This window comes from Pseudomonas sp. FBCC-B35 (assembly GCF_059133755.1).
In genome coordinates this window covers 3996930-4022263 of sequence record NZ_CP101439.1, presented here as the reverse complement: position 1 = coordinate 4022263, position 25334 = coordinate 3996930, and the positions used below count along the sequence as shown (strand labels likewise).

Below are 25334 nucleotides of genomic sequence, written 5' to 3'. Positions count from 1 at the left end.
GTGCGAGAGACACTCAAAAGATCCCAGTAGTAACGGTAGTCACCCGCTGGGATCCTCGAATCTACCTTCAGCGTTAATCGCACCGACACTTTGGTCGAGATCACAGGTCAGGATAGATCCGCTCGTATAGTTCTACGTCGCTGGGGCAGTCAATTTCTCCCCATGGAGCGTGCGTCGCCACGCCGGCGACTGGAAAACCTTTGCTGACTAGTGCCCCTAAAAGCGATGTCATGTCAATTTGGTCGCGTGCCTGAGGCGTGAGCCCTTTCAGTTGCCTTTTCAACGCCTGCCAACCCGCTGGCGTGACTTTGAACAAGCCTATGTACTGGCCCTGAATGACCTCAAGACTGGTAACGGTCTGTCCAATAGCGCTTACCCATCCATCGACTAAGCGGAAGTTCTCCAGGTCTGCTAGCGGATTGTTGAAGCGTTGCTGCCAGAGATCGACTGCAGCGGGATCGTAGCCCAGGACAATATCGGCTGGATGGTTAATGAGTTCGGATACCAGGGTGCTGTCGTAGAAAATGTCGCTGTAGCTAACAAGGCAAGGCTCTGTGCTCAACCAATCGCTGGCGCAATGTAGAGAGCTGAAAATACCGGAGCTGTGCCAGCGGTGGTTGTGAAACAAAGTGTCGGCGAAGGGTGCAAGCATTTCGCTTCGATAGCCTGCAACAATGCCAACCTCGTTGATATCGCATCGACGGAGCGTTTCTATCGCGCGCTGTAGCAGTGGCACACCATTAAAGGGTACCAAGGCCTTGGGGCATTGATCGGTCAGGGCTTTTAAGCGACTCCCGCGACCTGCAGCAAGAATAATGGCTTTCATGAAAACGCTCCAAAGGCATGTTGCACGCGGAGAATATCCGATGGATCGGCAGGTAGTTCTCGCTCGGGGTGCCACATGATCCCGGTATGCCGACGGCGGTGGTCATACACAGCCTCGATCACTCCGTCGTCGGCCTGGGCGAGCACGCGGTAGCCGTCGGGCGCCTTGCGAAAGCCGTATTCATGATAGGAATTCACTCGCCGCCGTTGTTCTTGCATGTTGACCATGTGTTCGCCTACGTGGCCTGCCAAACGTTCCAAAGTGCCGCCAGCTCGCGTCAACATTACCTGCATGCCGCGGCACACACCGAGCACCGGAAGCCGTAGATTTTCCGCAAGATCAAGCAAGACCCTTTCGGTGACGTCGCGTGTGTCGGCTGTCCCACTCAGGGCCTGGCAGCTCCCTCCACCAGTAAGCAAGAGGCCCTGAGGGCGCAATGATTGGACTAGCGCCATGCTGACTCGCGGATCATTTGGAAGGTACAGCGGGGTCAGCCCGCACTGATTTAAGAATTCAACCCAGCGCTGGTCGAGCGCGTCCCGCCATTCCTGCCGTTCGGTGTTGAACAGCCTGAGCATGGTCATCCCAACCAAGATCATGCCAGCACCTGTATACGTCGCTCGGCGCAGTCGAGCAGCAGGCTCGTCGCCGCCAATAGGGTTTTGAATCGAGTGTCGCCCACGCCGATAGCTGCGGGAATGGCAAACTCTCGGGCTCGGATCGACATATGCGAGTTTTCACCTCCGTAAGCGGTGATGAAGCCAGCTATACGGTGGGTAAAAATCCAATCAAAACCCGGATCAGCGTTTTCGATTAAGACAATGCAACCCTCTATGTCTGGTGGCAATTGCCTTGGGAGCACTTGGGCTACCCGCGCGCGCGTGGCACGTCGAGTAATGAAGTTGGGATTGCACCAGTGCACGTGATGGCCGAATAGATCTTGCGGCTGGCAGATGATGCTTGGCGTACGGACTAACTGCGTTTCGTACCAGCGGCTACGGTTCTGGGCGATCGCTTGATGCAAACGTTTGAGATCGACGTCGGCGTAAACGCTGGTAAAGTCGGCGATTTGCGCAAAGCTGAGTTGGTCGCGGTCAATACCTTGCATCTCACCCCAGTCGCACAGTGAGCGCAAAAAATCCGAAACAAACGCTCCATAGAGGTATTTGAGCTTCTCACGCGACTCAATAGCGGCCTGAGCAAATTGCAGGAACTGCTCGGCGGCAACGTTGAGACCGCACTGGTCAAAAGCTTGCTGAATGACGTTGACTTCGGCCCGAGACACAGTTAGTCCGTTCATAGATTTTGGGGGGCGCTGTAATGGGCGCTGCCAGTCAAAATAACGCTCCGGCGTCTCGTCGTAGCGTGCCACACGTATATCGTAGGTACCCGGCCGGACATGACCGTGCAGCTTAAGAAAATCGTCCTTATGCAACGTCTGGAAATCGCTGGCCATCTCGCGACCGATGCCTTTGACGCCTCCGGTCACATGATCGATGAAGCCGGCAGGTACAACCCCCGATGTTTCCAGCGACTTTATTATTGCGGTACCCACGAACGCTGCACGGGCAGCGCCGGCGAATACTTCTGCGACCACATTGGCCGCCGATAGCGCATTCCTCATACGTTGCAAGGTTTCGCCCCGAGGTTCTCCCGCCATTAAACCCTGCACCTGGGCAGTAATATTCGGTAGGCGTGTCAGGTCGGAAAAGAACGGGCCGTTGGGAGAGATGATGTGCTCGGTCAAGTGGCGTAGTTCGTTCAAATAGCATTCGTGCTGCTCGGTACTAAGCGTCCGGAGCGCCGGCAGCGCGGCAGCGGCACCGGGGCGAGTAAGCTCTGGCGTGAAGCAAGTAGGGATGATTGCGAACTCGATCTTGTCATGCAGGTGAGGATGCATGGCCAAATATTCGCCGCACTGTTGGACTACGCGCTCGGCAACATCTTGAGGTACCGAGGCTGGGATGAATGACTCGATGCTATGGGCAATGCAGATATAAGGAGAGCCCGCTATCTGGTACATCAGCGGTTTGCGCCGCAGATCCCGGTAGCCGTATCGGAACCTGGCAGAGGCCCAATTAAGATCAGTGATCAACTCCTTATACAGCGAGTAGGCTAGTGCCCGGGGTTTGATACCGATCATTTCCGCCGGGTTCCAGTCCGGCATAAGGCCGAGGAAGGCGGTTGACGTAGGACGCAGATGGCGTTGCTTGCAGATCAGCTCCTCGAGGTGAGAGGCCTCGTGCTCCAAAACGTTGCGTAGTTGGCCGTCGGCATGTGCGCTGGCATTACGGGGTCCCTCCGCGGTCATGGGACGCACTTGGAATAGCAGAGGGCCATCGACCGTGATCGCGAACTCTATGTCCAAGGCATGGTGCCCGGTTAGAACTTGTACCTCTTCGAGCAGCGCAAACAGCCCTGGTAATTCCGCAGGCTCGGTTGCCGTCTCGCTGCCTAGGGAGACAAAAGCGTGCACAGTCTCGTTGCCGGCAGTGACACCGTCAGTGCTGGCACCCAGTACATAGTCAACTACGTAATAGGGTAAACCCGTCTCTGGATCGCGGGTCATCGCCACTCCGCTGGCCAATACACCTCTCGCCATCTGCTGCACCAGCACCTCATCGCGCTCGCGAGCTCGACCGTAGGAGGCGATCACCGTCTTGATGGCTTCGTCGAGGGCCTGGCCGCCACACACGTCTAGAATTGATGCGTACATTCCTGCACCGGAATGACCGTCGCGGTCCTCGGCTAGACAGCTGGATCGTACAATCAGCGGCTCATCGCCAAAGAACGCCTGACAGCGCGCGATTATTGCCTGCGAGTCCTGCCGCCACTGTGCCACGGTGAATCGATAAACGGGCAACACTTGCCCGGTGCTCAGAAGTGGTGCCAATTGCTGCAGAGTATCGGCCTTGCCGGAAAAAACGAACACGGGAGAAGGATTTACCGAGTGCATATGTCTTCCCTAATCAGTCGAATCAGTCCTTCGCAGTGAGCTGTTTATTTAACGTTCAAGCCAACTCGGGGCCGGTATAAGTCGCGAGTTCAAGGCCGTAAAGTGAGGACAGCTCGCGCAGGAAGCGATTGCCCTTTTTTGCCGCAGCGTAGGGGCAGTCGTCCTCAACGATGACGTGGCCAATTGTGCCGATGTTGCCGCTATAGACGTTAACCGCCTGGCCGGGCGCAACGTGGGCGGTGCAAAACCGGATGTCGTACTTGTCCAGTAATGACTGTAGGGTGTCGGGTGCGTAGTCGTCGGCGATACGACCGCCATTGCGGGCGGCGACAGTTACAACGCTACCTGCCCGCTGAAGCACTGAGTCGTCAATTAGAATGGGCTCGCCCAGGTGCAGACGGACCAGGAGTTCGAACGGGTCGATGCCCGTCAGCATCCGATACATCTGCGGCGCTACGCTACCCATCATGCGTGCGTTGATCTCCACTAGGCAGGGTCCTTTGGCATCGCGCAACAATTCAACATGATAAAGGCCAACATCTAGCCCCAGAGCGCTGAACACTGCCTGCACATAGGTTTTGATCTCGTCGCGCTGTGCTGCGTCAAGGCCTGACGGCATGGTCGCAGTCATCTCTAATATTTCGCTATAGTCGGCGCGGAAACGGATGGTAGTCGCAAAGCAGGAGACCTTGCCGTCTTGGACGATGACTTCCGCTGAATGCAATGTACCGTCGATGTATTGCTCGATGAGATAGTCGCGGCTTACCAAGTGGTCAATCATGGGATCAGCACACTGGCGACTCTGGCGCAGCTCGGCAAGAAAGGCGTCAAAGTCGGCCTGGCCATAGCAAATGGCGGAAAACTGCTTGGCAAATCCTCGGGTCGGCTTGACAACGAATGGCAGTGACAAACTCGGAACGATCCCGTCGATCAGTTGCTCTTCGCTGAGTACTTCAAAATCAGGTGAGCGTAGTCCATGTGCCCGCAGCGTTTCGCGCAATTGACTCTTATACACCGCCCCCCATAAAGCTTCGTACCTCGGGTAGGGGGTGCCGATACGCTGGGCCTCACGCGCCACCGGTAATATGGCTGCTTCCGAGGTGGATAGGAGGGCGTCAATAGGACGCTCTGCGTGCAGATTAGCCAACAACTGGCTGAATTCGCCGTCTTCCAGATTATCGATACGCAAATAGGTATCCACATATCGCAGGTAAGGCTCGAGACGCGAGGTGTCGTCCTTGATCGAGATCGTCAGGAACGAGGCGTCACGCTGATGAATGAAGGTGACATGGCAGCCAAGTTGTTTGGCTGCCTCAAAAGCCAGCAGGCCGCTTACGGTGCTGTCGACGAAAACCACGTGTTTCATTGGCACCTCGGATCACCAGGGATGAAAGTAAATAGTGCTGAGCCCGAACAGCATTGCGAAGCAAGCGACTGTCGAAGGTGCGCCATACTTGGGAACTCTCAAGCTGGTGACCTGGAGAAAGGCGACCAGGGCCACCAGGCCGACGATCACGCTGGCACCGTAATGCCCGGCCGAGAGCCCCATCAGCGCCAACGCAAAGACAAATCCTGAATAGGTGGTGGGTAGCCCCTGATATCCCCCATCAGCCGATGAGCTGGGCACGCCAAACAGCGATAGCCTCAAAATAGCCGTGAAAACCAGGGTGGCTGCGGCCAGCGTGGCCGAAAGAGCTTGGTCGAGGATGAGGACGACAAGGGCTGGCGTGATGCTGAAGTTGAGCAAGTCGGCAAAACTGTCCAGGTGCTTGCCGAAGGCCCGTTGCGCGTTGTTCGCCGCCAGGTAGCGTCGGGCTATATGACCGTCAAGGAAATCGAGCATCGCGGCCAGGCAAATCACCGTTGCCGCCAGAGCGAACCGTCTCTGCGACGCAAAATAAACGGTACCGAAAGCCAAGCCGATATTGAACATTGTTAATAAGTTCGCAAAATCCAAAAGACGAACGAACGGAAATACACGCGCCACTGTGGGCATATTGTTCTCCTTGAATAACTATTCAGACAGGTTGTTTCCCCTTTGTCGCAACGGTCTTTTGAAGGGCGCTGGTTGCGGCAAAATAGAAAGTAACGAAGATAACGCTTGTGCTGAACAGACCTGCATACTTAACCAGCATGGAGCCGACAAAGATGGTAATGATCATGCCTAAGTAGACCCCGGCATACTGCACGGATGCCATCAACGGCATTGCACGGGCCGGTGTACGCTTGACAAGATTGGCTTGTAATTTGAAAAATGTCAGTTCAAAAAAGAAGATGTAGCAAAAATACGCGATGTAACTGGACTGAACATCATTGCCGAACGCTGCGAACATCATGAACAGGCCGCTGACGAGAGCCATCGGCAGAGGTGGCGGTTGCAAATTATACTTGACCAAACGATAGAACAGGACTGCGCCCAGCAAAGCGGCTACACTATTGACGGCTTGCAACAAACCGACATACACCTCTCCCAAACCCAGCACATGGGCCGGTAACAGCACCCTGGACACATTGAAGAAACCCTGAAAAATACTGACGAAGATGATGAACTCATAGAGGCTGAGGCGCAGCGCGGGATGCGCCTGTAACAGTGAGCCAAGGGCCCTCAATAGGCGGGGTTCGACCGGTGCGGTAACCGGAGACTTTGTTGTAGCAGGTAGGAGATAGGCCGCCAATGTGGCCATGGAAAAAAGACTGACAGTCATGAGCAGGGCTAACCCAGGCGTCATGTCGGCCTTGAACAGTACCAGACTGATGCCTGCCAAGCCGCCGGCGATGAATTGTGCGGTAAGTGTAAGAGGTACTGAGCTGGCGATTTGCGCTTCCGGGAAATAGCACTTGATGGCTACAATGCGCCCTACCCGTTGCACCGCATCCAGGGTACCAATGACGACTGCGCCTAAAACGGCGACTTCCACATGATGTGGGAGGCTCTTGTAAGTGATCGCCGCGCAGCCTAACGACAACAAGTTAGCACTCCACAGCAAGGTGCGTGGCGCTAGACAGTCAGCCAGGCGGTAGATTGGAGCGACAAGAATGACCGGCAGAACCATGGGTGCAAACAGCACCGCTTGGGAAAGTAGTAGGCTGCCAGTATGAGCATAAATATAGTAGGAAAGATAAACGTAACTCAGTGTAGATGCCGAAATAGCACACAAATTAACGCCCCATAGGAGCGTTGAGTGCCTACGAAATGCTGCAAATTCTTCCATTTGCTCGCGCCTATGATATAGCTTCCGGCCAAGCACTCGGTATGCCCAGCATAGCGTATTGTTATTAAGTAGGCATCAATCGACTACTGATAACGCGATGTTATCCCACTGGTATCGCTGTCTCGGTGACGAATGTCGATGTAGTAGCGTCAAGACTAGTTGCCGAAGGAAGGCAGGGCAACCGCTGGGCATGTATTTGGGAAATGGACTACAAGGCTGTGGATAAGTCTTATAGACATATATCAAAAGTCTTCTCCACCTGGTCGGCGTGATTGGCTAGAGCGATGGCGAGTCGATGGCTCTGGTTTCGCTGTGACTGATGCTTCTAGCCGAGCGGTAGATCAGGTCCAGCAGATTGCGACTACTGGGGGCCGAGTTTGGGGCTTGTTCTCGAGAAGGCCTCGCTGCAGGCGTCATTCTGAAGCCTGGTGCTTGACGGGGCTCCATGCCCGTCACCTCCATGCGCAAGGCCTGCGTTCGGCCTCCTTGAATCGCGAGCCTCCAGGTTGGGATCAAAAGCCGGGAAGACTTGAACACGCCGCCAGGGCAGGCGACGAAAAGGCGATAGCTGCGCGACTATCAGCGCAATAGCGAGCGGTGGTTGTCCTGCAACCTGCGAAAGAGGACAATTATCGGCTTCCTGTCACAACCAGCGATCTTGCATGGCCTTTCTTGCACTTGGTATCAACCATAAGACTGCCTCGGTAGACGTACGCGAGCGCGTGGCGTTTACCCCGGAGCAGCTGGTGGACGCCCTGCAGCAGCTCTGCCGCCTCACCACCAGTCGCGAGGCAGCGATCCTGTCCACCTGCAACCGCAGCGAGCTCTACATCGAGCAGGACCAACTGTCGGCCGATGCCGTGCTCCAGTGGCTGGCCGACTATCACCGCCTCAGCCTCGACGAACTGCGTGCCAGCGCCTACGTGCATGAAGAACACGACGCCGTCCGGCACATGATGCGCGTCGCCTCCGGCCTCGACTCACTGGTGCTCGGCGAACCGCAGATCCTCGGCCAGATGAAATCCGCCTATGCCGTTGCCCGCGAGGCCGGCACCGTCGGGCCGCTGCTCGGGCGCCTGTTCCAGGCCACGTTCAGCGCCGCCAAACAGGTCCGTACCGACACCGCCATCGGCGAAAACCCCGTGTCGGTCGCTTTCGCGGCCGTCAGTCTGGCCAAACAGATCTTCAGCGACCTCGCCCGCAGCCAGGCACTGCTGATCGGCGCCGGCGAGACCATCACCCTGGTCGCTCGCCACCTGCACGAGCAGGGCGTACGCCGCATCGTGGTGGCCAACCGTACGCTCGAGCGCGCCAGCACCCTGGCCGAACAGTTCGGCGCACATGCCGTGCTGCTCGCCGATATCCCCCAGGAACTCGCCAACAGCGATATCGTCATTAGCTCCACCGCCAGCCAGTTGCCGATTCTGGGCAAGGGCGCCGTCGAAAGCGCCCTCAAGCAGCGCCGACACAAACCCATCTTCATGGTCGATATCGCCGTCCCGCGCGACATCGAGACCGAAGTGGGCGAGCTCGACGATGTGTACCTGTATACCGTCGACGACCTGCATGACGTGGTTGCCGAAAACCTCAAGAGCCGCCAGGGCGCTGCCCAGGCCGCCGAAGAACTGGTGGCGGTGGGGGCCGAGGATTTCATGGTGCGCCTGCGAGAGCTGGCCGCTGTCGATGTGCTCCGGGCCTACCGCCAGCAAAGCGAGCGGCTGCGTGATGAAGAACTGCAAAAGGCCCAGCGCTTGCTGGCCAATGGTGGCAACCCTGAAGACGTATTGGCCCAATTGGCGCGCGGCCTGACCAACAAGCTCCTGCATGCGCCTAGCGTGCAGCTGAAAAAGCTCTCGGCCGAGGGCCGCCTCGATGCGCTGGCCATGGCCCAGGAACTCTTTGCCCTCGACGAGGGCTCCACGGACAAATCCCTGCAATGAAAGCGTCGCTGCTCAATAAACTGGACATTCTCCAGGACCGCTTCGAAGAACTCACCGCCTTGCTCGGTGATGCCGAGGTCATTTCCGACCAGACACGTTTTCGCGCCTATTCCCGCGAATATGCCGAAGTCGAGCCGGTGCACACGGCCTATCAGCAATGGCGCAAGGTCCAGGATGATCTTGAAAGCGCCCAGGCGCTGCTCAAGGACAGCGACCCGGACATGCGTGAAATGGCCGTGGAGGAAGTGCGTGAGGCCAAGGACCAGTTGGTGGCGTTGGAGTCGCAACTGCAGCGCATGTTGCTGCCCAAGGACCCCAACGACGGGCGCAACGTGTTTCTCGAGATTCGCGCCGGAACGGGTGGCGACGAAGCGGCGATCTTTTCGGGCGATCTGTTTCGCATGTATTCGCGCTACGCGGAAAAGCGCGGCTGGCGGCTGGAGATCCTTTCCGAGAACGAAGGCGAGCACGGCGGGTACAAGGAAATCATCGCCCGCGTCGAGGGCGAGAACGTGTACGGCAAGCTCAAGTTCGAGTCCGGCGCGCACCGTGTACAGCGCGTCCCCGAAACCGAATCCCAGGGCCGCATCCACACCTCGGCCTGCACCGTGGCGGTTTTGCCGGAGCCGGATGAACAAGCGGCCATCGAGATCAACCCAGCCGACTTGCGCGTGGACACCTACCGCGCGTCCGGCGCGGGCGGTCAGCACGTGAACAAGACCGACTCGGCCATCCGCATCACGCACTTGCCCACAGGCATTGTCGTCGAATGCCAGGAAGAGCGTTCCCAGCACAAGAACCGTGCGCGCGCCTTGTCCTGGTTATCGGCGAAGTTGAACGACATGCAGACCAGCGCCGCTCAGAACGCCATCGCCAGTGAGCGCAAACTGCTGGTGGGCTCCGGGGATCGCTCCGAACGCATCCGCACCTACAATTATCCACAGGGTCGGGTCACGGACCATCGCATCAATCTGACCTTGTACTCGCTGGACGACGTGCTCGCCGGTGGGGTCGATGCGGTGATCGAGCCCCTGCTGGCCGAGTACCAGGCCGACCAACTGGCTGCTCTGGGGGACTGATGACCATCATCGCCAGCCTGCTGCGCAACGCGCAGTTACCCGATTCGCCTACCGAGCGCCTGGATGCCGAGCTGCTGCTGGCGGCGGCGCTTGGCAAGTCGCGCAGTTATTTGCACACATGGCCAGAGCGCATCGTCAGCAGCGAAGCTGCCCAGACCTACGCCGGCTACCTGCAGCGGCGCAGGGAAGGGGAGCCTGTGGCCTATATCCTGGGCCAGCAGGGCTTCTGGAAGATCGATCTGGAAGTGGCCCCGCATACGCTCATCCCGCGCCCGGACACCGAACTGCTGGTCGAGACGGCACTGGAGTTGCAGCCTGCGCTGCCGGCCAGGGTGCTCGACCTGGGGACGGGCACCGGTGCAATTGCCCTTGCCCTGGCCAGCGAGCGACCGGCGTGGCAGGTAACGGCGGTGGATCGCGTGCCCGAGGCCGCCGCGTTGGCCGAGCGCAATCGCCAGCGGCTTGGCCTGGCCAACGTCCGCATCCAGGTCAGCCACTGGCTTGAGGGGCTTGCCGACGAGCGCTTCGACCTGATCGTCAGTAACCCGCCCTACATCGCCGCTTCAGACCCGCATCTGGTCGACGGTGACGTGCGCTTCGAGCCCAGCAGCGCGCTGGTAGCCGGGGTCGACGGTCTGGACGACCTGCGTGTCATCGCCGCCCAGGCGCCGAGCCACCTCACCCCTGGCGGTTGGCTTCTGCTCGAGCATGGTTACGACCAGGCTGATGCCGTCCAGGTGCTGTTGCGGGAAAACGGCTTTGTCGAGGTGAGCAGCCGCATCGACCTGGGCGGTCACCAGCGCATCACCGTGGGGCGCTTGCCATGCTGAGCGACCAGGAGCTGCTGCGCTACAGTCGGCAGGTATTGCTGTCCCAGATCGACATCGACGGCCAGCTGCGCCTCAAGCAGAGCAAGGCCCTGATCGTCGGACTCGGTGGCCTGGGCTCGCCTGTGGCGCTGTATTTGGCAGCTGCCGGCGTTGGCGAGCTGCACCTGGCGGATTTCGATACGGTCGACCTGACGAACCTGCAGCGCCAGGTCATCCATGACAGTGCCAGCGTGGGCATGAGCAAGGTCGACTCGGCCCTGCAACGTTTGCAGGCGATCAACCCGGAAATCGACCTGATCGCCCACCGCCAGGCGCTGGATGAAGACTCACTGGCCGCTGCCGTATCGGCAGTGGACCTGGTCCTGGACTGCTCGGATAACTTCGGTACACGTGAGGCGGTCAACGCGGCCTGCGTGGCGGCCGCGAAGCCCTTGGTCAGTGGCGCCGCAATACGCCTGGAAGGCCAGCTGTCGGTGTTCGACCCGCGCCGGGACTACAGCCCCTGCTATCACTGCCTGTATGGCCATGGCAGCGAGGCCGAGCTGACCTGCAGCGAGGCTGGCGTGATCGGCCCCTTGGTGGGTCTGGTGGGCAGCTTGCAGGCGCTGGAGGCCATGAAGCTGCTGGCCGGCTTTGGCGAACCCTTGGTAGGGCGACTGTTGCTGATCGACGCCTTGGGCACGCGCATCCGTGAGTTGCGGGTCAAACGCGACCCTGGCTGCGCGGTGTGTGGCAAGCGCGATGGCTGAGCGCGAGGGGCCGGTCGGGGTGATGGACTCCGGGGTGGGGGGGCTGTCGGTGCTTGCCGAGATTCGTCAACGCTTGCCCAACGAAACGCTCCACTACCTCGCGGATTGTGGCCATGTGCCGTACGGGGAGAAGTCCCCGGACTACATTCGTGAACGCTGCCGCCACATCGCCGCCTTCTTTCATCAACAAGGCGCCAAGGCCATGGTACTGGCCTGCAACACGGCTACCGTGGCTGCGGTGGCTGATCTGCGCGAGCACTATCCTCACTGGCTGATCGTGGGCATGGAGCCGGCGGTCAAGCCTGCCGCAGCGGCCACCCGTTCAGGGATAGTCGGCGTGCTGGCCACGACTGGAACCTTGCAAAGTGCCAAGTTTGCCGCCTTGCTCGATCGCTTTGCCAGCAACGTGCAGGTGATCACCCAGCCTTGCCCCGGGCTTGTCGAACTGATCGAAACGGGGGACCTGAACAGCCCAGTGTTACGCACGTTGCTGGGCAGGTACGTTGAACCGCTTCTGGCGGCGGGCTGCGATACCTTGATACTGGGCTGCACGCATTATCCGTTCTTGAAACCCTTGCTGGCTGAAACGGTGCCCTCCCACGTGGCCGTCATCGATACGGGCGCAGCCGTGGCGCGCCAACTCGAACGCCTGCTCGCGGGTGCTGATCTGCTGGCACCCGGCCCGGCTCGGCCAACGCGGTTCTGGACCAGCGGCGATCCACGCGCGTTGATGGATATCCTTCCGGTGCTGTGGCATACCTCTCAAGACGTGGAACGTTTCACGTCCTGAGCACGTTGCACTGCTTGACTGCACGGCATGTTGAGCCTCGCAGCTAGTGCTGCGGCAGCGGCCAGAGATTCGACGGGTTCAGCGTCTCGAGCACCAGCTCAGGCTCACGTGCAGGCAAGCGCGCCAGAAGCTCCAGCGCCGCTGTGTCGGCGGTCCAGTCTTCAGGCACCGCGCTGGCAGCCGTCACAGGGTTTTTCAGGGACTGCGGCGCTACCACTGTCAGCGCTATGCCGTTGGCGAGCAACGATGAACGCTGCTCCCTTACCCACTGCACGGCGTTGTTCCAGCCGGCAGGAAACTGCGTCGGCGCGTAGAGCTGCGTGGCGGAGTAGCGGCTGAAAACCGCCATTATCTGGGGCGTATCGCCCTTGGCCAGCAAGGGCGTGGCGTACTCGAGGCAGTGCTGTGCCGCCTGAAGGTTGGTGGTGATCAGATGCTCGAACAACTCGCTGTCCGAGGTACCAGGGAGCAAGTAATCACAGGTGGCGGCATTCAGGATCAAGCCATCCAATGAGCCCCAGGCGTCGCCGATCATGCGGCCTGCCTCGTCAGCATCGGGCTGCTGATGTAATTGGCCTGGAAGCCGCAGCAAGCGATCGCCATGGTGCAAGCACAAGCGATCGAGTTCCTCGCTTGCACCTGCACTGGCGGCGACCCGCTGCCCATTAGCTAAAAGATTGCGGACCAGTGCCAAGCCCAGCCCATCCGTTGCGCCCGTAACCCAAAAACTGCGTGAGCCACCCACGGCATTGCCCTCTATACACGACTAGCGGGGCAACTCCTTGAAAGCCTGGAGCGCCCGCTGTCGACTACTGTGAAGATCGACGATAGGAGTGGGATAGAGGTTAGCATCAATCAAGCCGTGGCATTTTCCGGGGTCGTGGATATTTTTGTCGTCAATGCCCTGCAATTCAGGTACCCACTGACGAATGAAGCGGCCCTTGGGGTCAAAACGTTGGGACTGCGACACGGGGTTGAAGATCCTGAAGTAGGGGACCGAGTCGGTGCCGGTGGATGCGCTCCACTGCCAGCCGCCGTTGTTGGCCGCCAGATCGCCGTCGATCAGATGGCGCATGAAGTGACGTTCCCCCAGCCGCCAGTCGATCAACAGGTTCTTGCTCAGGAACATGGCGGTCAGCATGCGTAGCCGGTTGTGCATCCAGCCGGTGGCCAGCATCTGGCGCATGGCCGCATCGATGATCGGGAAGCCGGTTCGGCCCTGCTGCCAGGCTTCGAATTCCTTGGGTGCCTTACGCCACGGCAACGCCTCGGTGTGCGCACGGAAGGCACGATGCCGAGACACCTGGGGATAGCCCGTCAAGATGTGCTTGTAGAATTCGCGCCAGAGCAGCTCGTTGATCCAGGTCTGGACGCCGCTGCTGCCGCTGTCGAACTCGCCTCGGTTGTGGGCCAGCGCGGCATGCAGGCATTGGCGGGGTGAGATGACCCCCGCTGCAAGGTAGGCTGACAGCTGACTGGTGCCCTCGCGAGCAGGAAGATCACGCAACGTCTCGTAGTCGTCGATGACCTCGTCGGTGAATCGGGCAAGCCTTGCCTGAGCCTCCTGCTCGCCAGCAGGCCAATGCTTGCGCAGCGCGTCTGCGGGCTTTTCGAAGGGGTCGACATGGTGCGCAATCGGGTCGCTCTTGATTGATGTCGGGGCTTGACGTTTAACCGGTGAGGCCATTGAGGGCAGGCTGCGGTGCAAGTGTTCCAGGCAGTTTTTCTTGAATTGGCCGAACACCTGGAAGTAGCCGCCACTGCGGGTCAGCACCGTTCCGGGCCGGAACAGGAGCTGGTCGAGGTGGCTGTGAACCTGAACCTCGGAGGCTTCGAGCAATTGGCGCGTGGCCGTGTCGCGGCGGGCCTCGTTGATGCCGTATTCCTCGTTCCAGTGAACGCTCTGGACATGATGCTTCCGGCAGACGTCGAGCACAGCCTGAGGCGCATCATCCCAGGTGTCTATCGTGCGTATGAGCAATGGGATGTTGAGCGCATCAAGCGACTGGCGCACCTCGCGCAGGTTGCGTAGCCAGAAATCCACTTTGCAGGCCGCATCGTCATGGGCCTGCCATTGACCAGGGCTGATAAGCCACAGGGCCAGGGTTGGGCCACGTTCACTGGCGGCGCTCAGGGCGGTGTTGTCGGTAACGCGTAGGTCACTGCGAAGCCAGGTCAAATGCATGAAATCGGAATCTCTCCAGGCTGGCAGTCACAGGCCTTGCAGTAACTGCAAGGCCGCTTGAGGGGTATCGAAGGTGTGCAGGTGAGGCAGGTCGAGCGAGCCCAGTTGGGCCTGATGCAGCGCCAGCAAGGCTCCCCCGGCAAGGGTGGGCAGCTGCAGGTTCTGGAGCGTGCGCTGCAACGCGCGGGTGTCGATGCGCGGGCCGAGGTTCAGGAGCACCGCGCGCGGCTTCAAGGCCGCAGCTGCACTCTGCAACTGCGCACCGGCCACGGCTTGCTCGAGGATTTCCACCGCAAAGCCATTGCTGGTGAACAGCCATGCGCAGAGCCACAGGCCAGGGTCGAAGCCTCGGTCACTGTCTTCGGCAAGCAGAACCGGTGGGCCCTGTAGCAGCTGATTGTCGTGATACACCCGCGCGCCCAGTTTGCTGCGCAACCACGTATGGAAGAACACCTGCTCAAGCCGGGCGTTGAAGTAATTGCGCCAGCGCAGTTCCAGCAGGTCCAGCAAAGGCAGCAGCAACTGCTCGCATAACGTGACGGCAGGGTAGAGCGCCATGGCCTGGTTCAACTGATGATCCAGCGCCCGTTGCGACAAGTTGGCGATGGCTTCGAGCATCTGGAACTGACGGGTTTGCCAATCCCCGGTGGGTGGGGTGCTGAGTGGCTTGTCCAGCAAATCCCCCACCTGGCTGACCGATGCACCACGCTGCAACCAGGCCAGGATCGCTTCCACTCTCTCGACCTGTTCGACCGGGTACAGTCGATGCCCCTTGGGTGTGCGCTGTGGCTTGAGCAGCCCGTAGCGCCGCTCCCATGCGCGCAGGGTGACCGGGTTGACGCCTGTGCGCCGGGCCAGCTCACCAATTGGTAGAAGAATCTCAGACCGCATTACGTAGTCCCAGGCGTTCAGGATGAGGCTGCAAGTAGGCTTGTTGCAGCAGGTAGGGGTCAGGGTGGTTGCGCAGATGATGCTTGAGCAGGGTCAGCGGTACGATCAAAGGCACGACCCCTTGCTGGTACTGTCCGATCAACGTCTGCAGCTCGGCTTTGTCGGCAGGGGTCAGGGCGTTTTTGAAGTAGCCGCTCAGATGCTGCAACACATTGCCGTGTGTGCCACGGCTGGCACAGCGGCGCAAAGCCTGCATCAGCTCCGAGAAATAGCGGGGGGCGACAACGGCCGTATCGTCGTCCTTGCTCATGCTGCCGAGCATGCGCCCCAAGGTGCGATAAGCCTGCGGGTTGTTCGCCATCAGCAGGTACTTGTAGCGGGAGTGGAAAGCCAGCAGCGCATGGCGACTCAAGCCTTGCTCAAGCAGATGTTGCCAATCGGCGTACGCATACACGCGGCTGATGAAGTTTTCGCGCAGCACAGGGTCGTGCAGGCGGCCTTCCTCTTCGACCGGCAGGTCTGGTCTTAGCTCGCAAAAAGCCTGCGCATAGGCGCCGCGACCGCGGTTGATGGCTGGGTGACCATTGTCCTGGTAGACCTTGACACGCTCAAGACCGCACGAGGGCGACTTCTGCATGAAGATGTAGCCGCAAACATCATCAAGTTCGGCGGCCATCTGTTTACCGTAATCACGCAGCGGACCCGTATAGTCCAGGTCAGGGTTGCGCGTGCCCACGACTTCAGGATGTTCAGGGTCGCCCACCAGCCGGATTGGATCGCGCGGTACACCCAGGCCAATGGCCATTTCTGGGCACACCGTCGTCCATTCGAAATGTTCTTCCAGTTGGGTGCGGCACAGGTCCGAGGACTTGTGCCCACCGTTGTAACGCACGTTATGCCCGGTCAGGCAGGCACTGATAGCGATGCGCGGCTTGTGGTGAACTGCAGGGTCGTGCATAGCTGCCTCCGTATACCTGTACAACTTATCAGTCATGTACAGGAATATTCCAGCACATAGTGGGTCCGGTGCGAACCCTTAAGGTGTAGATAGCCGATCAGTCCAAGTGTTCAAGTAAACGGCGCGCGGCCTCTTGTCCACTCAACCAGGCACCTTCCACCCGTCCGGACAGGCACCAGTCCCCGCAGGCATATAACCCTTGGTCGGCATCGGCCAGGGCGCCGAATTCGTGATGGCTGCCGGGGCGGGCGTACAACCAGCGGTGGGCCAGGGCAAACGCGGGTTCAGGCACGGCGCAACCGACCAGTTCGGCGAATTCGCCGCGCAGGTGCTCGACGACGTCGTCCTTGGACAGGTCGATGTGTTGTCGGCTCCAGTTGGAAGTGGCGTGCAGTACCCACGTGTCCAGCGTCTCGTCGCGCCCCGGCTTGCTGCGGTTGCGTGCCAGCCAGTCAAGCGGGCTTTCCTGGACGAAGCAGCCTTGCATGGGCGTATCCAGAGGGGCCTTAAAGCCCAGCGCCACCGCCCAGGTTGGCTCCATCTGCACCCCGGCGGCCACGGCTGCGAGCTTTGGCGTGGCTGCCAGCAGGGGCGTTGCCTGTGGCGCCGGTACGGCAACCACCACACGGCGGAATGGACCATGGCTGCAGCCCTCGGTGTCCTGCAGGTGCCAGTAGTCCTTGCCGCGAAAGACCTCGGTAATACGGCAGGCGAAGCTAACGGTCATGTCCTTGAGCAGGCCGCGGGTGATGGCGCTCATGCGTGGCACGCCCACCCAGCGGGTCTGTTCATCGGGGGAGGGGGTGAGTGACCCGTCGCGGTAGTTGTACAGCTGTGGTTTCCACTGCGCCGCCCAGCCGGCGGCTACCCAGTGCTGCAGTTCTTCGACGAAGCGGCGGTCACGGGCGGTGAAATACTGCGCCCCCAAGTCCAGTGCACCGGCTTCGCTGCGTTTGCTGGCCATGCGCCCGCCGCTGCCATGGCCCTTGTCGAAAAGGTGCACGGTCTGCCCGGCGCTCTGCAGTGCCTGGGCGGCTGACAGGCCGGCAATGCCAGCCCCGATGATGGCAATAGGTATGGTCATGATGGCCTCTTAAAACCTTGCTATGCGCAGATTACGCTGTCAGGCAAACCTGTACAATCATAAAAATATGTATAAGTATATTCCGCAAGTAACGATTGGTTGGCCTATGTTTATCGGAGAGCATGGGCGCTAGAAAGTGCCTTGATGTTAAAAATAGACCACTGCCTTATTCCATGAGGACACTGCCATGCACATCCTGCTGACAGGCGGCACCGGATTGATAGGCCGGCACTTGTGCCGTCACTGGCTTGCTCAAGGGCATCGGCTCACCGTGTGGAGTCGACGTCCCGAGGCGGTGGCGACGCTTTGCGGCGACGGTGTCAGAGGCATTGCCGAGCTCAATGAACTGGAAGCGGCCGACCCCATTGATGCCGTGGTGAATCTGGCCGGTGCGCCGATTGCCGATCGACCCTGGACGGCCTCTCGGCGCAACCTGCTGTGGTCAAGCCGCATCGCCCTTACGGAGCAATTGCTGGCATGGCTGGGCAGGCGTGAGCAGCGTCCGGGCGTGCTGATCTCAGGTTCGGCCGTGGGATGGTACGGTGACGGCGGCGAACGTGAGTTGACCGAAGACGCCCCGCCGGTGGTCGAAGACTTCGCCAGCCAACTGTGCATCGCCTGGGAGGAAACGGCGTGCCGTGCACAAGCGCAGGGCATTCGGGTGGTGCTGGTGCGTACAGGGCTGGTGCTGGCCAGCGACGGCGGCTTCCTGTCTCGCCTGCGCTTGCCCTTCAAGTTGGGATTAGGTGGGCCGATAGGCAACGGTCGGCAGTGGATGCCCTGGATCCACATAGACGACCAGATCGCCCTGATTAATTTTCTCTTGCAGCGCACCGACGCCAGCGGCCCTTACAATGCCTGTGCACCTGAGCCTGTGCGTAACCGTGAATTTGCCAAGCAGCTGGGCAGGGCGCTGCACCGACCTGCCGTGATACCCCTGCCTGGGTTGCTGCTGAAAGCTGGCCTGGGCGAGATGTCGAACCTGCTGCTCGGTGGCCAGCGCGCCTACCCCACGCGGTTGCTGGCAGCCGGGTTCACGTTCCGCTTCAACGATCTGCAATCGGCGCTGGGCAATTTGTCCAGCCGCCTCTGACATAGGATGCTGCATGACCGATCACGCTTTGCTGCTGGTCAACCTGGGTTCACCGGCCTCCACGTCGGTAGCCGATGTTCGCCGCTACCTCAATCAGTTTCTCATGGACCCCTATGTGGTCGACTTGCCCTGGCCCATCCGGCGCCTGTTGGTGTCGTTGATACTGATCAAGCGTCCCGAGCAGTCCGCCCACGCCTATGCCTCGATCTGGTGGGACGAGGGCTCGCCGCTGGTGGTGCTTACCCGTCGCCTGCAAGCGGCCATGGTCGATCACTGGCCCCACGGGCCGGTGGAAATCGCCATGCGCTACGGTGAGCCTGCCTTGCCCCAGGTACTGGAGCGGCTTGCGGCGCAGGGTATACGCAAGGTCACCCTGGCGCCCCTGTACCCACAATTTGCCGACAGCACAGTAACGACCGTCGTGGAGCTCGCCCGGCAGACCATCACCGAGCAGCAACTGCCGCTGCAGATGCGCGTGCTGCAACCTTTCTACGATGATCCAGACTACATCGACGCATTGGTCGCCAGTGCCCGGCCCTATTTGGAGCAGGACTATGACCACCTGCTGCTCAGCTTCCATGGCTTGCCCGAACGCCATTTGAAGAAACTCTTCCCCAGCGGTACGAAGCATGACCTGCGAGCGCCCGAGTGCTGCGAAGGTGCCAGCGCCCAAGTGCGTGCCGTGTGTTACCGCGGGCAGTGCCTGGCTACGGCCAGGGCGTTCGCGACGAAGCTGGGCATACCAGCGGGCAAGTGGTCGGTCTCCTTCCAGTCGCGGCTGGGCCGGGACAAGTGGATCGAACCCTATACCGAAGCGCGGCTGGACGAACTCGCCCAGGCCGGGGTGAAGAAGTTGCTGGTGATGTGCCCGGCCTTCGTGGCTGACTGCATCGAGACGCTCGAGGAAATCGGCATGCGCGGCAGCGAGCAATTCGTCGAAGCCGGTGGTCAGGAGCTGGTGCTGGTGCCCTGCATGAACGAACACCCGGAATGGGTGAGGGTGCTGGCCAAGCTCTGCGAAAACGCTTGATGGCCCGCCTGGTCAGGCCCCGTCGAGGACGGCGCCAGACCAGGCGACTCAGGCGTCAAGGCAACTGATCATCCTGCTGCTTGTGCTTCCAGGCATCGTTGCCTGGCAGGATGAGGTTGAGCGCGATCGCCACGATGGCGCACAACGCGATGCCCTTCAGGCCCCAGTCGTCGGGACCGTCACCGCTGCCGACCAGCACGCCGCCGATACCGAATACCAGGGTCACCGACACGATCACCAGGTTCCGCGCTTCGGCGAGGTCGACCTTGTGGCGGATCATGGTATTGAGCCCGACGGCTGCGATCGAGCCGAACAGCAGACAGAGGATGCCACCCATCACAGGCACCGGAATGCTCTGCAGCAGGGCGCCGAACTTGCCGATGAAGGCCAGGGTGATGGCGAACACCGCAGCCCAGGTCATGATCTTCGGGTTGTAGTTCTTGGTCAGCATCACCGCGCCGGTCACCTCGGCGTAGGTGGTGTTGGGCGGTCCGCCGAACAGGCCGGCTGCCGTCGTGGCGATGCCGTCACCCAGCAGCGTGCGGTGCAGGCCCGGTGTCTTCAGGTAGTCCCGTCCCGTCACGCTGCCCACCGCGATGACCCCGCCGATATGCTCGATGGCCGGCGCCAAGGCCACGGGCACGATGAACAGGATGGCCTGCCAGTTGAAGGCAGGGGCGGTGAAGTTGGGCAATTCCAGCCAGGGCGCCGCTGCAATCTTCGCCGTGTCGACCACCCCGAAAGCGAACGACAGGGCAAAACCCACCAGCACGCCGGCGATGATCGGCACCAGGCGGAAGATGCCTTTGCCGAACACGGCCACGATCAGCGTCGTCAGCAGGGCCGGCATGGAAATCAGCATGGCGGTGCTGTAGGGCAGCAGCACGCTACCATCGCCAGCCTTGCCCATCGCCATGTTGGCCGCGATCGGTGCCATGGCCAGGCCGATGGAGATGATCACCGGGCCGATCACCACCGGGGGCAGCATACGGTCGATGAAGCCTGTGCCCTTGATCTTCACCATCAGGCCCATGAAGGTGTAGACGAACCCGGCGGCCATGACGCCACCCATGGTTTCTGCCAGACCGAACTGGCCCTTGGCGAGAATGATCGGGGTGATGAAGGCAAAGCTCGATGCCAGGAAGACCGGCACCTGACGCCCGGTCACCAGCTGAAACAGCAAGGTGCCAAGGCCTGCGGTGAACAGCGCGACGTTAGGGTCCAGGCCGGTAATCAAGGGCATCAGCACCAGCGCGCCAAATGCCACGAAGAGCATCTGCGCGCCTGAAACGACCTGACGCCAGAGCGGGTCGTTGTAGCCGTCCTGCATGGTCAGGCGTCCTTTTGCTTGGTGCCGAAGATCTTGTCGCCGGCATCACCCAGGCCTGGGACGATGTAGCCATGTTCGTTCAGGCGCTGGTCGATGGAGGCCGTGTAGATCTGCACATCCGGGTGGGCCTTGTGTACCACGTCAATGCCCTCTGGGGCAGCAACCAGGACCATGGCGCGGATTTCCCGGCAACCGGCCTTTTTCAGCAGGTCGATGGTGGCGACCATCGAGGCGCCGGTGGCCAGCATCGGATCGATGATCAGTGCCAGGCGCTGGTTGATGTCCGGCGCGAGCTTTTCCAGGTAAGTGTGGGCCTCAAGCGTCTCTTCGTTGCGGGCCACGCCCACCGCGCTGACCTTGGCACCCGGCACCAGGCTGAGCACGCCGTCGAGCATGCCGATGCCTGCGCGCAGGATTGGCACGACCGTGATCTTCTTGCCGGCGATCTTTTCCACGGCAACCTTGCCGCACCAGCCGTCGATTTCGTAGGTTTCCAGTGGCAGGTCCTGGGTGGCCTCATACGTCAACAGGGCGCCGACTTCCTGGGCAAGTTCGCGAAAATTCTTGGTGCTGATATCAGCACGGCGCATCAGGCCGAGCTTGTGGCGGATCAGCGGATGGCGGATCTCACGAGTGGGCATAGGGGGGGCTCCGAAAGGCGGGCAAAAAAACCGCGCTAGATTAATCTATTCAGCCTGTGCTGTCGTCTGATCATTTTGCACGTTAGTCCATAAACGCTTGATCTGTGACGAGCGGATGCGTACCTTTGCCCGCTTTTCCAAAATGCACCTCCTGGAGAGCGCCATGTCCGCCGATCTCGAGCATATCCGTCAAGTCATGCGTGAAGCAGACTGCCTGTACACCGAAGCCGAAGTCGAAGCGGCCATCGCCAAGGTCGGCGAGCAGATCTGCCAAGAACTGCACGACAAGAACCCCGTGGTGTTCTGCGTGATGAACGGCGGCCTGATCTTTGCTGGCAAGCTGTTGACCCACCTGCAGTTCCCGCTGGAAGCCTCGTACCTGCACGCCACCCGTTACCGCAACCAGACCAGTGGCGGCGAGCTGTTCTGGAAGGCCAAGCCGGAAGTCTCGTTCATCGACCGCGATGTGCTGATCGTCGATGACATTCTCGACGAGGGCCACACCCTCAGCGCTATCATCGACTTCTGCAAGCATGCCGGCGCCCGCGCCGTGCACACGGCCGTGCTGATCGACAAGGACCACGACCGCAAGGCCAGCCCGGACCTCAAGGCCAACTACGTGGGCTTGCCGTGCATCGATCGTTACATCTTCGGCTATGGCATGGACTACAAGGGCTACTGGCGCAACGCCAACGGCATCTTCGCCGTCAAAGGGCTCTGAGCGCAGCCTGCCTGCCGCCCGCGTGTAGCATGCTAGAGTGCTCCTTCAAGCCAAGGAGCCTCACATGCGTGCGTTCATCCCGTTCCTGCTGGCAGTCAGCCTGCCCCTGGCTGCCGCGCCGATGCACAGCCAATTCTTGCCGCCCGACGACCAGTCCCTGCGCCAGGCAGCGCCCACCGCCCAGCAGCTCCTTCAGGTCACCGACTACACCGTGGTGGTCGGCGCCCAGCGCCAATCGGACCAGCAACCCATTCCGATCACCTCTTCCTTGCAGGTGCGCCTCAAAGGCAAGCCTCTGAGCAAGGCGGCCAGCATCACCCAGGTGCTGCTGACCTTCGACGGCGAGGCGGCCAAGAGCCTGAAAAAGCCGCTGTACGACGAGAAGACACGCACGCTGAGCTTGAATTACCCGCTCAGCGATTACCGGGTCATCATGGACCTGCTGCGCAACGAGACCCTGTATGTGCAGTTTCTCACCTATGCCAACGGGCACATCTGGGCGGACCTGCACACCGGCACCGTACGTACGCGTTGAGGCTCGCGCGCGGCGGAAGGTACACTGCCGCCCTTTGAACATCGTGATGGTCCAGTTGGAGTCGGCAATGCGTAAAGACAAGAAACAGGTAATCGGTGACGAAATCAGCGACGACTACATCAAGGCGTTTCTCCAGTTCGAGCCCGCCGATGAGGTCACCTCGCCCTCGCTGCACAAGCTGGTAAAGGCTTACCGCGGCTTGCGCGTGGATGACTTCCGGCGTTTCGTTGGCTTCTTCGTCGAAGCAGGCTTGGACCTCGATGGTAAGGACGAGCACGGCAAGACGTTCGCCGAGCAGATCGCCGATCAGCGCAATGGCGAGGAGTACATCGAAATCATCGAAAACGCCCGCTCACGGGCATGAAAAAACGCCCCGAGGGGCGTTTTTCATTGGCCGGGCGGCTCAGGCGTAATGCTTGGCTGCCGGGCTGCTTTGCACCAGATCCAGTGCCGCATCGTTGTCGGCGCTGATCTTCTGGTAAAGCGCAGCGTCGGTGGCCAGGGTCTTCTCGCGCGCCGGGAAGATCTCCTTGAGCTTGGCTGCCCAGGCACCTTTTGCCTGCTCCGGGAAGCAGCGCTCGATCAGTTCCAGCATGATCGAGACCGTCACCGAAGCACCGGGCGATGCGCCCAGCAGCGCCGCCAAGCTGCCGTCCTGGGCAGACACCAACTCGGTACCGAACTGTAGAACGCCGCCTTTCTTCGGGTCCTTCTTGATGATCTGCACACGCTGGCCAGCCACTTCCAGGCGCCAGTCTTCGGCCTTGGCCTCGGGGTAGAAGCGGCGCAGGGATTCCAGGCGCTGCTCCATCGACTGCATCACCTCACTGACCAGGTACTTGGTCAGGTCCATGTTGTCTCGGGCCACCGCCAGCATCGGGCCAAGGTTGCCAAGGCGTACCGACAGGGGCAGGTCCAGCAGCGAACCGTGCTTGAGGAACTTGGTGGTAAAGCCGGCATACGGCCCGAACAGCAGGGATTTCTTGCCGTCGACCACGCGCGTGTCCAGGTGCGGCACGGACATGGGCGGCGCGCCAACGGCGGCCTGGCTGTAGACCTTGGCCTGATGCTGACTGACGATTTCCGGATTGTCGCAACGCAGCCACTGGCCACTGACCGGGAAGCCGCCAAAGCCCTTGCTTTCGGGGATGCCGGAGGCCTGCAGCAGCGGCAGGGCAGCGCCGCCGGCGCCGAGAAACACGAAGCGGGCGTCCACTTCGCGGCTGCCGCCGCTGTTGACGTCCTTGATGCTGACCGTCCAGCCGGCGCCGTTGCGACGCAGGCCCACGACCTTCTTGCAATACTTGACCTGCGCGTCGGGCGCGTCGCCCAGCAACTTGAGCAGTTTGTTGGTCAGGGCCCCGAAATTGACGTCGGTCCCCTTGAGCACCCGGGTGGCGGCAATGTGCTGGTCAGCCGGGCGGCCCGGCATCATCAGCGGCATCCACTCGTTCATCACGGCCTTGTCCTCGGTGTACTCCATCTCGGCAAAGGCGTGATGCTGCTTGAGCAGTTCATAGCGCTTTTTCAGGAAGGCGATGCCCTTGTCACCCTCGACGTAGCTCAGGTGCGGTACCGGGTTGATGAACGCCCGCGCCGGGCCGAAGTTGCCTTTCTTGCTCAAGTAGGCCCAGAACTGGCGAGACACCTCGAACTGGGTATTGATGTGCACGGCCTTCTTGATGTCGATGCTGCCATCAGCGGCCTGGGGCGTGTAGTTCAGCTCGCACAAGCCGGCGTGGCCGGTGCCTGCGTTGTTCCAGGGGTTGGAACTCTCTGCGGCCCCGGAATCCATCGCCTCGACCACTTCGAGTTTCAGGGTCGGGTCGAGCTCCTTGAGCAGTACGGCCAGGGTGGCACTCATGATGCCTGCGCCTACCAGTACTACATCAACCGATTCGTTCTGCGCCATTTAACGCGTCTCCACAATCTACAGCTACCTAATTGACAGCACAGGATCACCGGGTTCTCCAGGATCGCCATGTCCGACTTTTCGCAGTTCATGCAACGTCCGCGGACACCGCCAACCAGTCTTTGGGTTCGCCTATTGAACCCTGTTTGCCCCAGGTGCGGCAATTCGACTTATGGTCAACGACCGTCGGATGCGCTACGCAAGCCGCTCAGACACGCATCCAGGTTGGGGCCATTTGCCGCCTGTTCAGGGCTGTAGGGGACACACCTGCCGCTTTTGCACATGCCAGATTGTTCATTTGCTCGCCACACTCTTGTGAAGTAGTGAAAACCGTTTTTTCACGCTCTTTTGGAGACGTGAACCTCAAAAGGGGACTGCGCGATGGCAACCCACAGGTTCTTTGCAGTGTGACGGCCATGGAAGCAGGCACGACAGCCGATGCAAGACCTGAGTGGAAGGCTCTCTGTGGGCGAGGCGGGTAGATTTGCCGTGGTCAGACGGCGGATGCGGGGCCCGATCAGGAGACGTCCTTATAATCGGGGGGAGATTATAGCGATGTCGCAGCCAGAAAT

General features: G+C 60.4%; 23 protein-coding genes and 1 pseudogene. 10 read left to right on the top strand and 14 right to left on the bottom strand.

The window, feature by feature from the left end; all coding sequences use genetic code 11:
• Window positions 1–100: 100 nt before the first annotated feature.
• Genes NMB38_RS18270 through NMB38_RS18245 form a run of 6 tightly spaced genes read right to left on the bottom strand, consistent with a single transcriptional unit; the run spans window position 101 to window position 6994 of the window.
• Window positions 101–826 carry a phosphocholine cytidylyltransferase family protein gene (locus NMB38_RS18270; protein ID WP_345956400.1) on the bottom strand — a complete coding sequence of 242 codons (726 nt, stop codon included), beginning with the start codon at window positions 824–826 and terminating at the stop codon, window positions 101–103.
• A complete protein-coding gene (locus NMB38_RS18265) occupies window positions 823–1425 on the bottom strand; it encodes a type 1 glutamine amidotransferase (protein ID WP_088523239.1) in 603 nt (200 codons plus the stop codon). Before NMB38_RS18265 ends, NMB38_RS18270 begins: the two co-directional genes overlap by 4 nt.
• On the bottom strand, window positions 1422–3782 hold the full coding sequence (locus NMB38_RS18260; protein WP_345956399.1) for a PEP/pyruvate-binding domain-containing protein: 2361 nt from the start codon (window positions 3780–3782) through the stop codon (window positions 1422–1424). The genes NMB38_RS18265 and NMB38_RS18260 overlap by 4 nt, the downstream gene beginning before the upstream one ends.
• Window positions 3783–3837: 55 nt before the next feature.
• The gene (locus NMB38_RS18255; protein ID WP_345956398.1) at window positions 3838–5148 is read right to left on the bottom strand and encodes an ATP-grasp domain-containing protein; all 1311 of its coding nucleotides are present in this window, start codon (window positions 5146–5148) and stop codon (window positions 3838–3840) included.
• 12 nt (window positions 5149–5160) lie between these two features.
• A complete protein-coding gene (locus tag NMB38_RS18250; RefSeq protein ID WP_345956397.1) occupies window positions 5161–5778 on the bottom strand; it encodes a CDP-alcohol phosphatidyltransferase family protein in 618 nt (205 codons plus the stop codon).
• 22 nt (window positions 5779–5800) lie between these two features.
• Window positions 5801–6994: an MFS transporter gene (locus NMB38_RS18245; RefSeq protein ID WP_345956396.1), complete on the bottom strand. Its 1194-nt coding sequence runs from the start codon at window positions 6992–6994 to the stop codon at window positions 5801–5803.
• 662 nt (window positions 6995–7656) lie between these two features.
• Between NMB38_RS18245 and hemA the strand changes: the two genes are divergently transcribed.
• From hemA to murI, 5 genes are read left to right on the top strand one after another with little or no spacing between them, the layout of a single operon-like run.
• Complete coding sequence (gene hemA, locus NMB38_RS18240; protein WP_027916625.1) at window positions 7657–8934, top strand: glutamyl-tRNA reductase; 1278 nt, start codon at window positions 7657–7659, stop codon at window positions 8932–8934.
• The gene (gene prfA / locus NMB38_RS18235; protein WP_027916624.1) at window positions 8931–10013 is read left to right on the top strand and encodes a peptide chain release factor 1; all 1083 of its coding nucleotides are present in this window, start codon (window positions 8931–8933) and stop codon (window positions 10011–10013) included. The genes hemA and prfA overlap by 4 nt, the downstream gene beginning before the upstream one ends.
• Window positions 10013–10843 (top strand): peptide chain release factor N(5)-glutamine methyltransferase, encoded by an 831-nt coding sequence (gene prmC, locus NMB38_RS18230; protein ID WP_059183639.1) that lies wholly within the window; start codon window positions 10013–10015, stop codon window positions 10841–10843. The genes prfA and prmC overlap by 1 nt, the downstream gene beginning before the upstream one ends.
• Window positions 10837–11592, top strand: coding sequence for a molybdopterin-synthase adenylyltransferase MoeB (locus NMB38_RS18225; protein WP_059183640.1), 756 nt, complete (start codon window positions 10837–10839; stop codon window positions 11590–11592). Before prmC ends, NMB38_RS18225 begins: the two co-directional genes overlap by 7 nt.
• The gene (gene murI, locus NMB38_RS18220; RefSeq protein ID WP_049695438.1) at window positions 11585–12382 is read left to right on the top strand and encodes a glutamate racemase; all 798 of its coding nucleotides are present in this window, start codon (window positions 11585–11587) and stop codon (window positions 12380–12382) included. Before NMB38_RS18225 ends, murI begins: the two co-directional genes overlap by 8 nt.
• Before the next feature lie 43 nt (window positions 12383–12425).
• Here murI and NMB38_RS18215 read toward each other — a convergent pair whose 3' ends face one another.
• From NMB38_RS18215 to NMB38_RS18195, 5 genes and pseudogenes are all read right to left on the bottom strand, one after another.
• On the bottom strand, window positions 12426–13127 hold the full coding sequence (locus tag NMB38_RS18215; protein WP_033737269.1) for an SDR family NAD(P)-dependent oxidoreductase: 702 nt from the start codon (window positions 13125–13127) through the stop codon (window positions 12426–12428).
• A 21-nt stretch (window positions 13128–13148) separates the two neighbouring features.
• A complete protein-coding gene (gene phrB / locus NMB38_RS18210; protein ID WP_027916619.1) occupies window positions 13149–14567 on the bottom strand; it encodes a deoxyribodipyrimidine photo-lyase in 1419 nt (472 codons plus the stop codon).
• Window positions 14558–15458: pseudogene (locus NMB38_RS18205) on the bottom strand (MerR family transcriptional regulator). The gene phrB and the pseudogene NMB38_RS18205 overlap by 10 nt, the downstream one beginning before the upstream one ends.
• The gene (locus NMB38_RS18200; RefSeq protein ID WP_027916618.1) at window positions 15448–16416 is read right to left on the bottom strand and encodes a YbgA family protein; all 969 of its coding nucleotides are present in this window, start codon (window positions 16414–16416) and stop codon (window positions 15448–15450) included. Before NMB38_RS18200 ends, NMB38_RS18205 begins: the two are co-directional and overlap by 11 nt.
• Before the next feature lie 97 nt (window positions 16417–16513).
• Window positions 16514–17500 (bottom strand): NAD(P)/FAD-dependent oxidoreductase, encoded by a 987-nt coding sequence (locus NMB38_RS18195; RefSeq protein WP_027916617.1) that lies wholly within the window; start codon window positions 17498–17500, stop codon window positions 16514–16516.
• 187 nt (window positions 17501–17687) lie between these two features.
• On the opposite strand from NMB38_RS18195, the gene NMB38_RS18190 reads away from it, so the two are divergent.
• Entirely contained in the window at window positions 17688–18593 is a 906-nt protein-coding gene (locus NMB38_RS18190) for a TIGR01777 family oxidoreductase (RefSeq protein WP_104926521.1), read from the top strand.
• A 13-nt stretch (window positions 18594–18606) separates the two neighbouring features.
• Window positions 18607–19623 (top strand): ferrochelatase, encoded by a 1017-nt coding sequence (gene hemH / locus NMB38_RS18185; RefSeq protein WP_104926520.1) that lies wholly within the window; start codon window positions 18607–18609, stop codon window positions 19621–19623.
• 55 nt (window positions 19624–19678) lie between these two features.
• Here hemH and NMB38_RS18180 read toward each other — a convergent pair whose 3' ends face one another.
• Window positions 19679–20953 (bottom strand): uracil-xanthine permease family protein, encoded by a 1275-nt coding sequence (locus NMB38_RS18180; protein ID WP_023534705.1) that lies wholly within the window; start codon window positions 20951–20953, stop codon window positions 19679–19681.
• Between the two features lie 2 nt (window positions 20954–20955).
• On the bottom strand, window positions 20956–21594 hold the full coding sequence (gene upp / locus NMB38_RS18175) for a uracil phosphoribosyltransferase (protein WP_027916614.1): 639 nt from the start codon (window positions 21592–21594) through the stop codon (window positions 20956–20958).
• Window positions 21595–21757: 163 nt separating this feature from the next.
• Here upp and NMB38_RS18170 point away from each other — a divergent pair, with 163 nt between their 5' ends.
• The 3 genes from NMB38_RS18170 (at window position 21758) to NMB38_RS18160 (ending at window position 23214) form a co-directional block, all read left to right on the top strand.
• A complete protein-coding gene (locus tag NMB38_RS18170; protein WP_027916613.1) occupies window positions 21758–22315 on the top strand; it encodes a hypoxanthine-guanine phosphoribosyltransferase in 558 nt (185 codons plus the stop codon).
• A 64-nt stretch (window positions 22316–22379) separates the two neighbouring features.
• Window positions 22380–22850, top strand: a complete 471-nt coding sequence (locus tag NMB38_RS18165) for a hypothetical protein (RefSeq protein WP_028688106.1) — start codon at window positions 22380–22382, stop codon at window positions 22848–22850.
• 67 nt (window positions 22851–22917) lie between these two features.
• Entirely contained in the window at window positions 22918–23214 is a 297-nt protein-coding gene (locus NMB38_RS18160) for a PA4642 family protein (protein WP_027916611.1), read from the top strand.
• Window positions 23215–23253: 39 nt separating this feature from the next.
• On the opposite strand, the gene mqo is transcribed toward NMB38_RS18160, so the two are convergent.
• Entirely contained in the window at window positions 23254–24762 is a 1509-nt protein-coding gene (gene mqo, locus NMB38_RS18155; protein WP_059183643.1) for a malate dehydrogenase (quinone), read from the bottom strand.
• Between the last annotated feature and the right edge of the window lie 572 nt (window positions 24763–25334).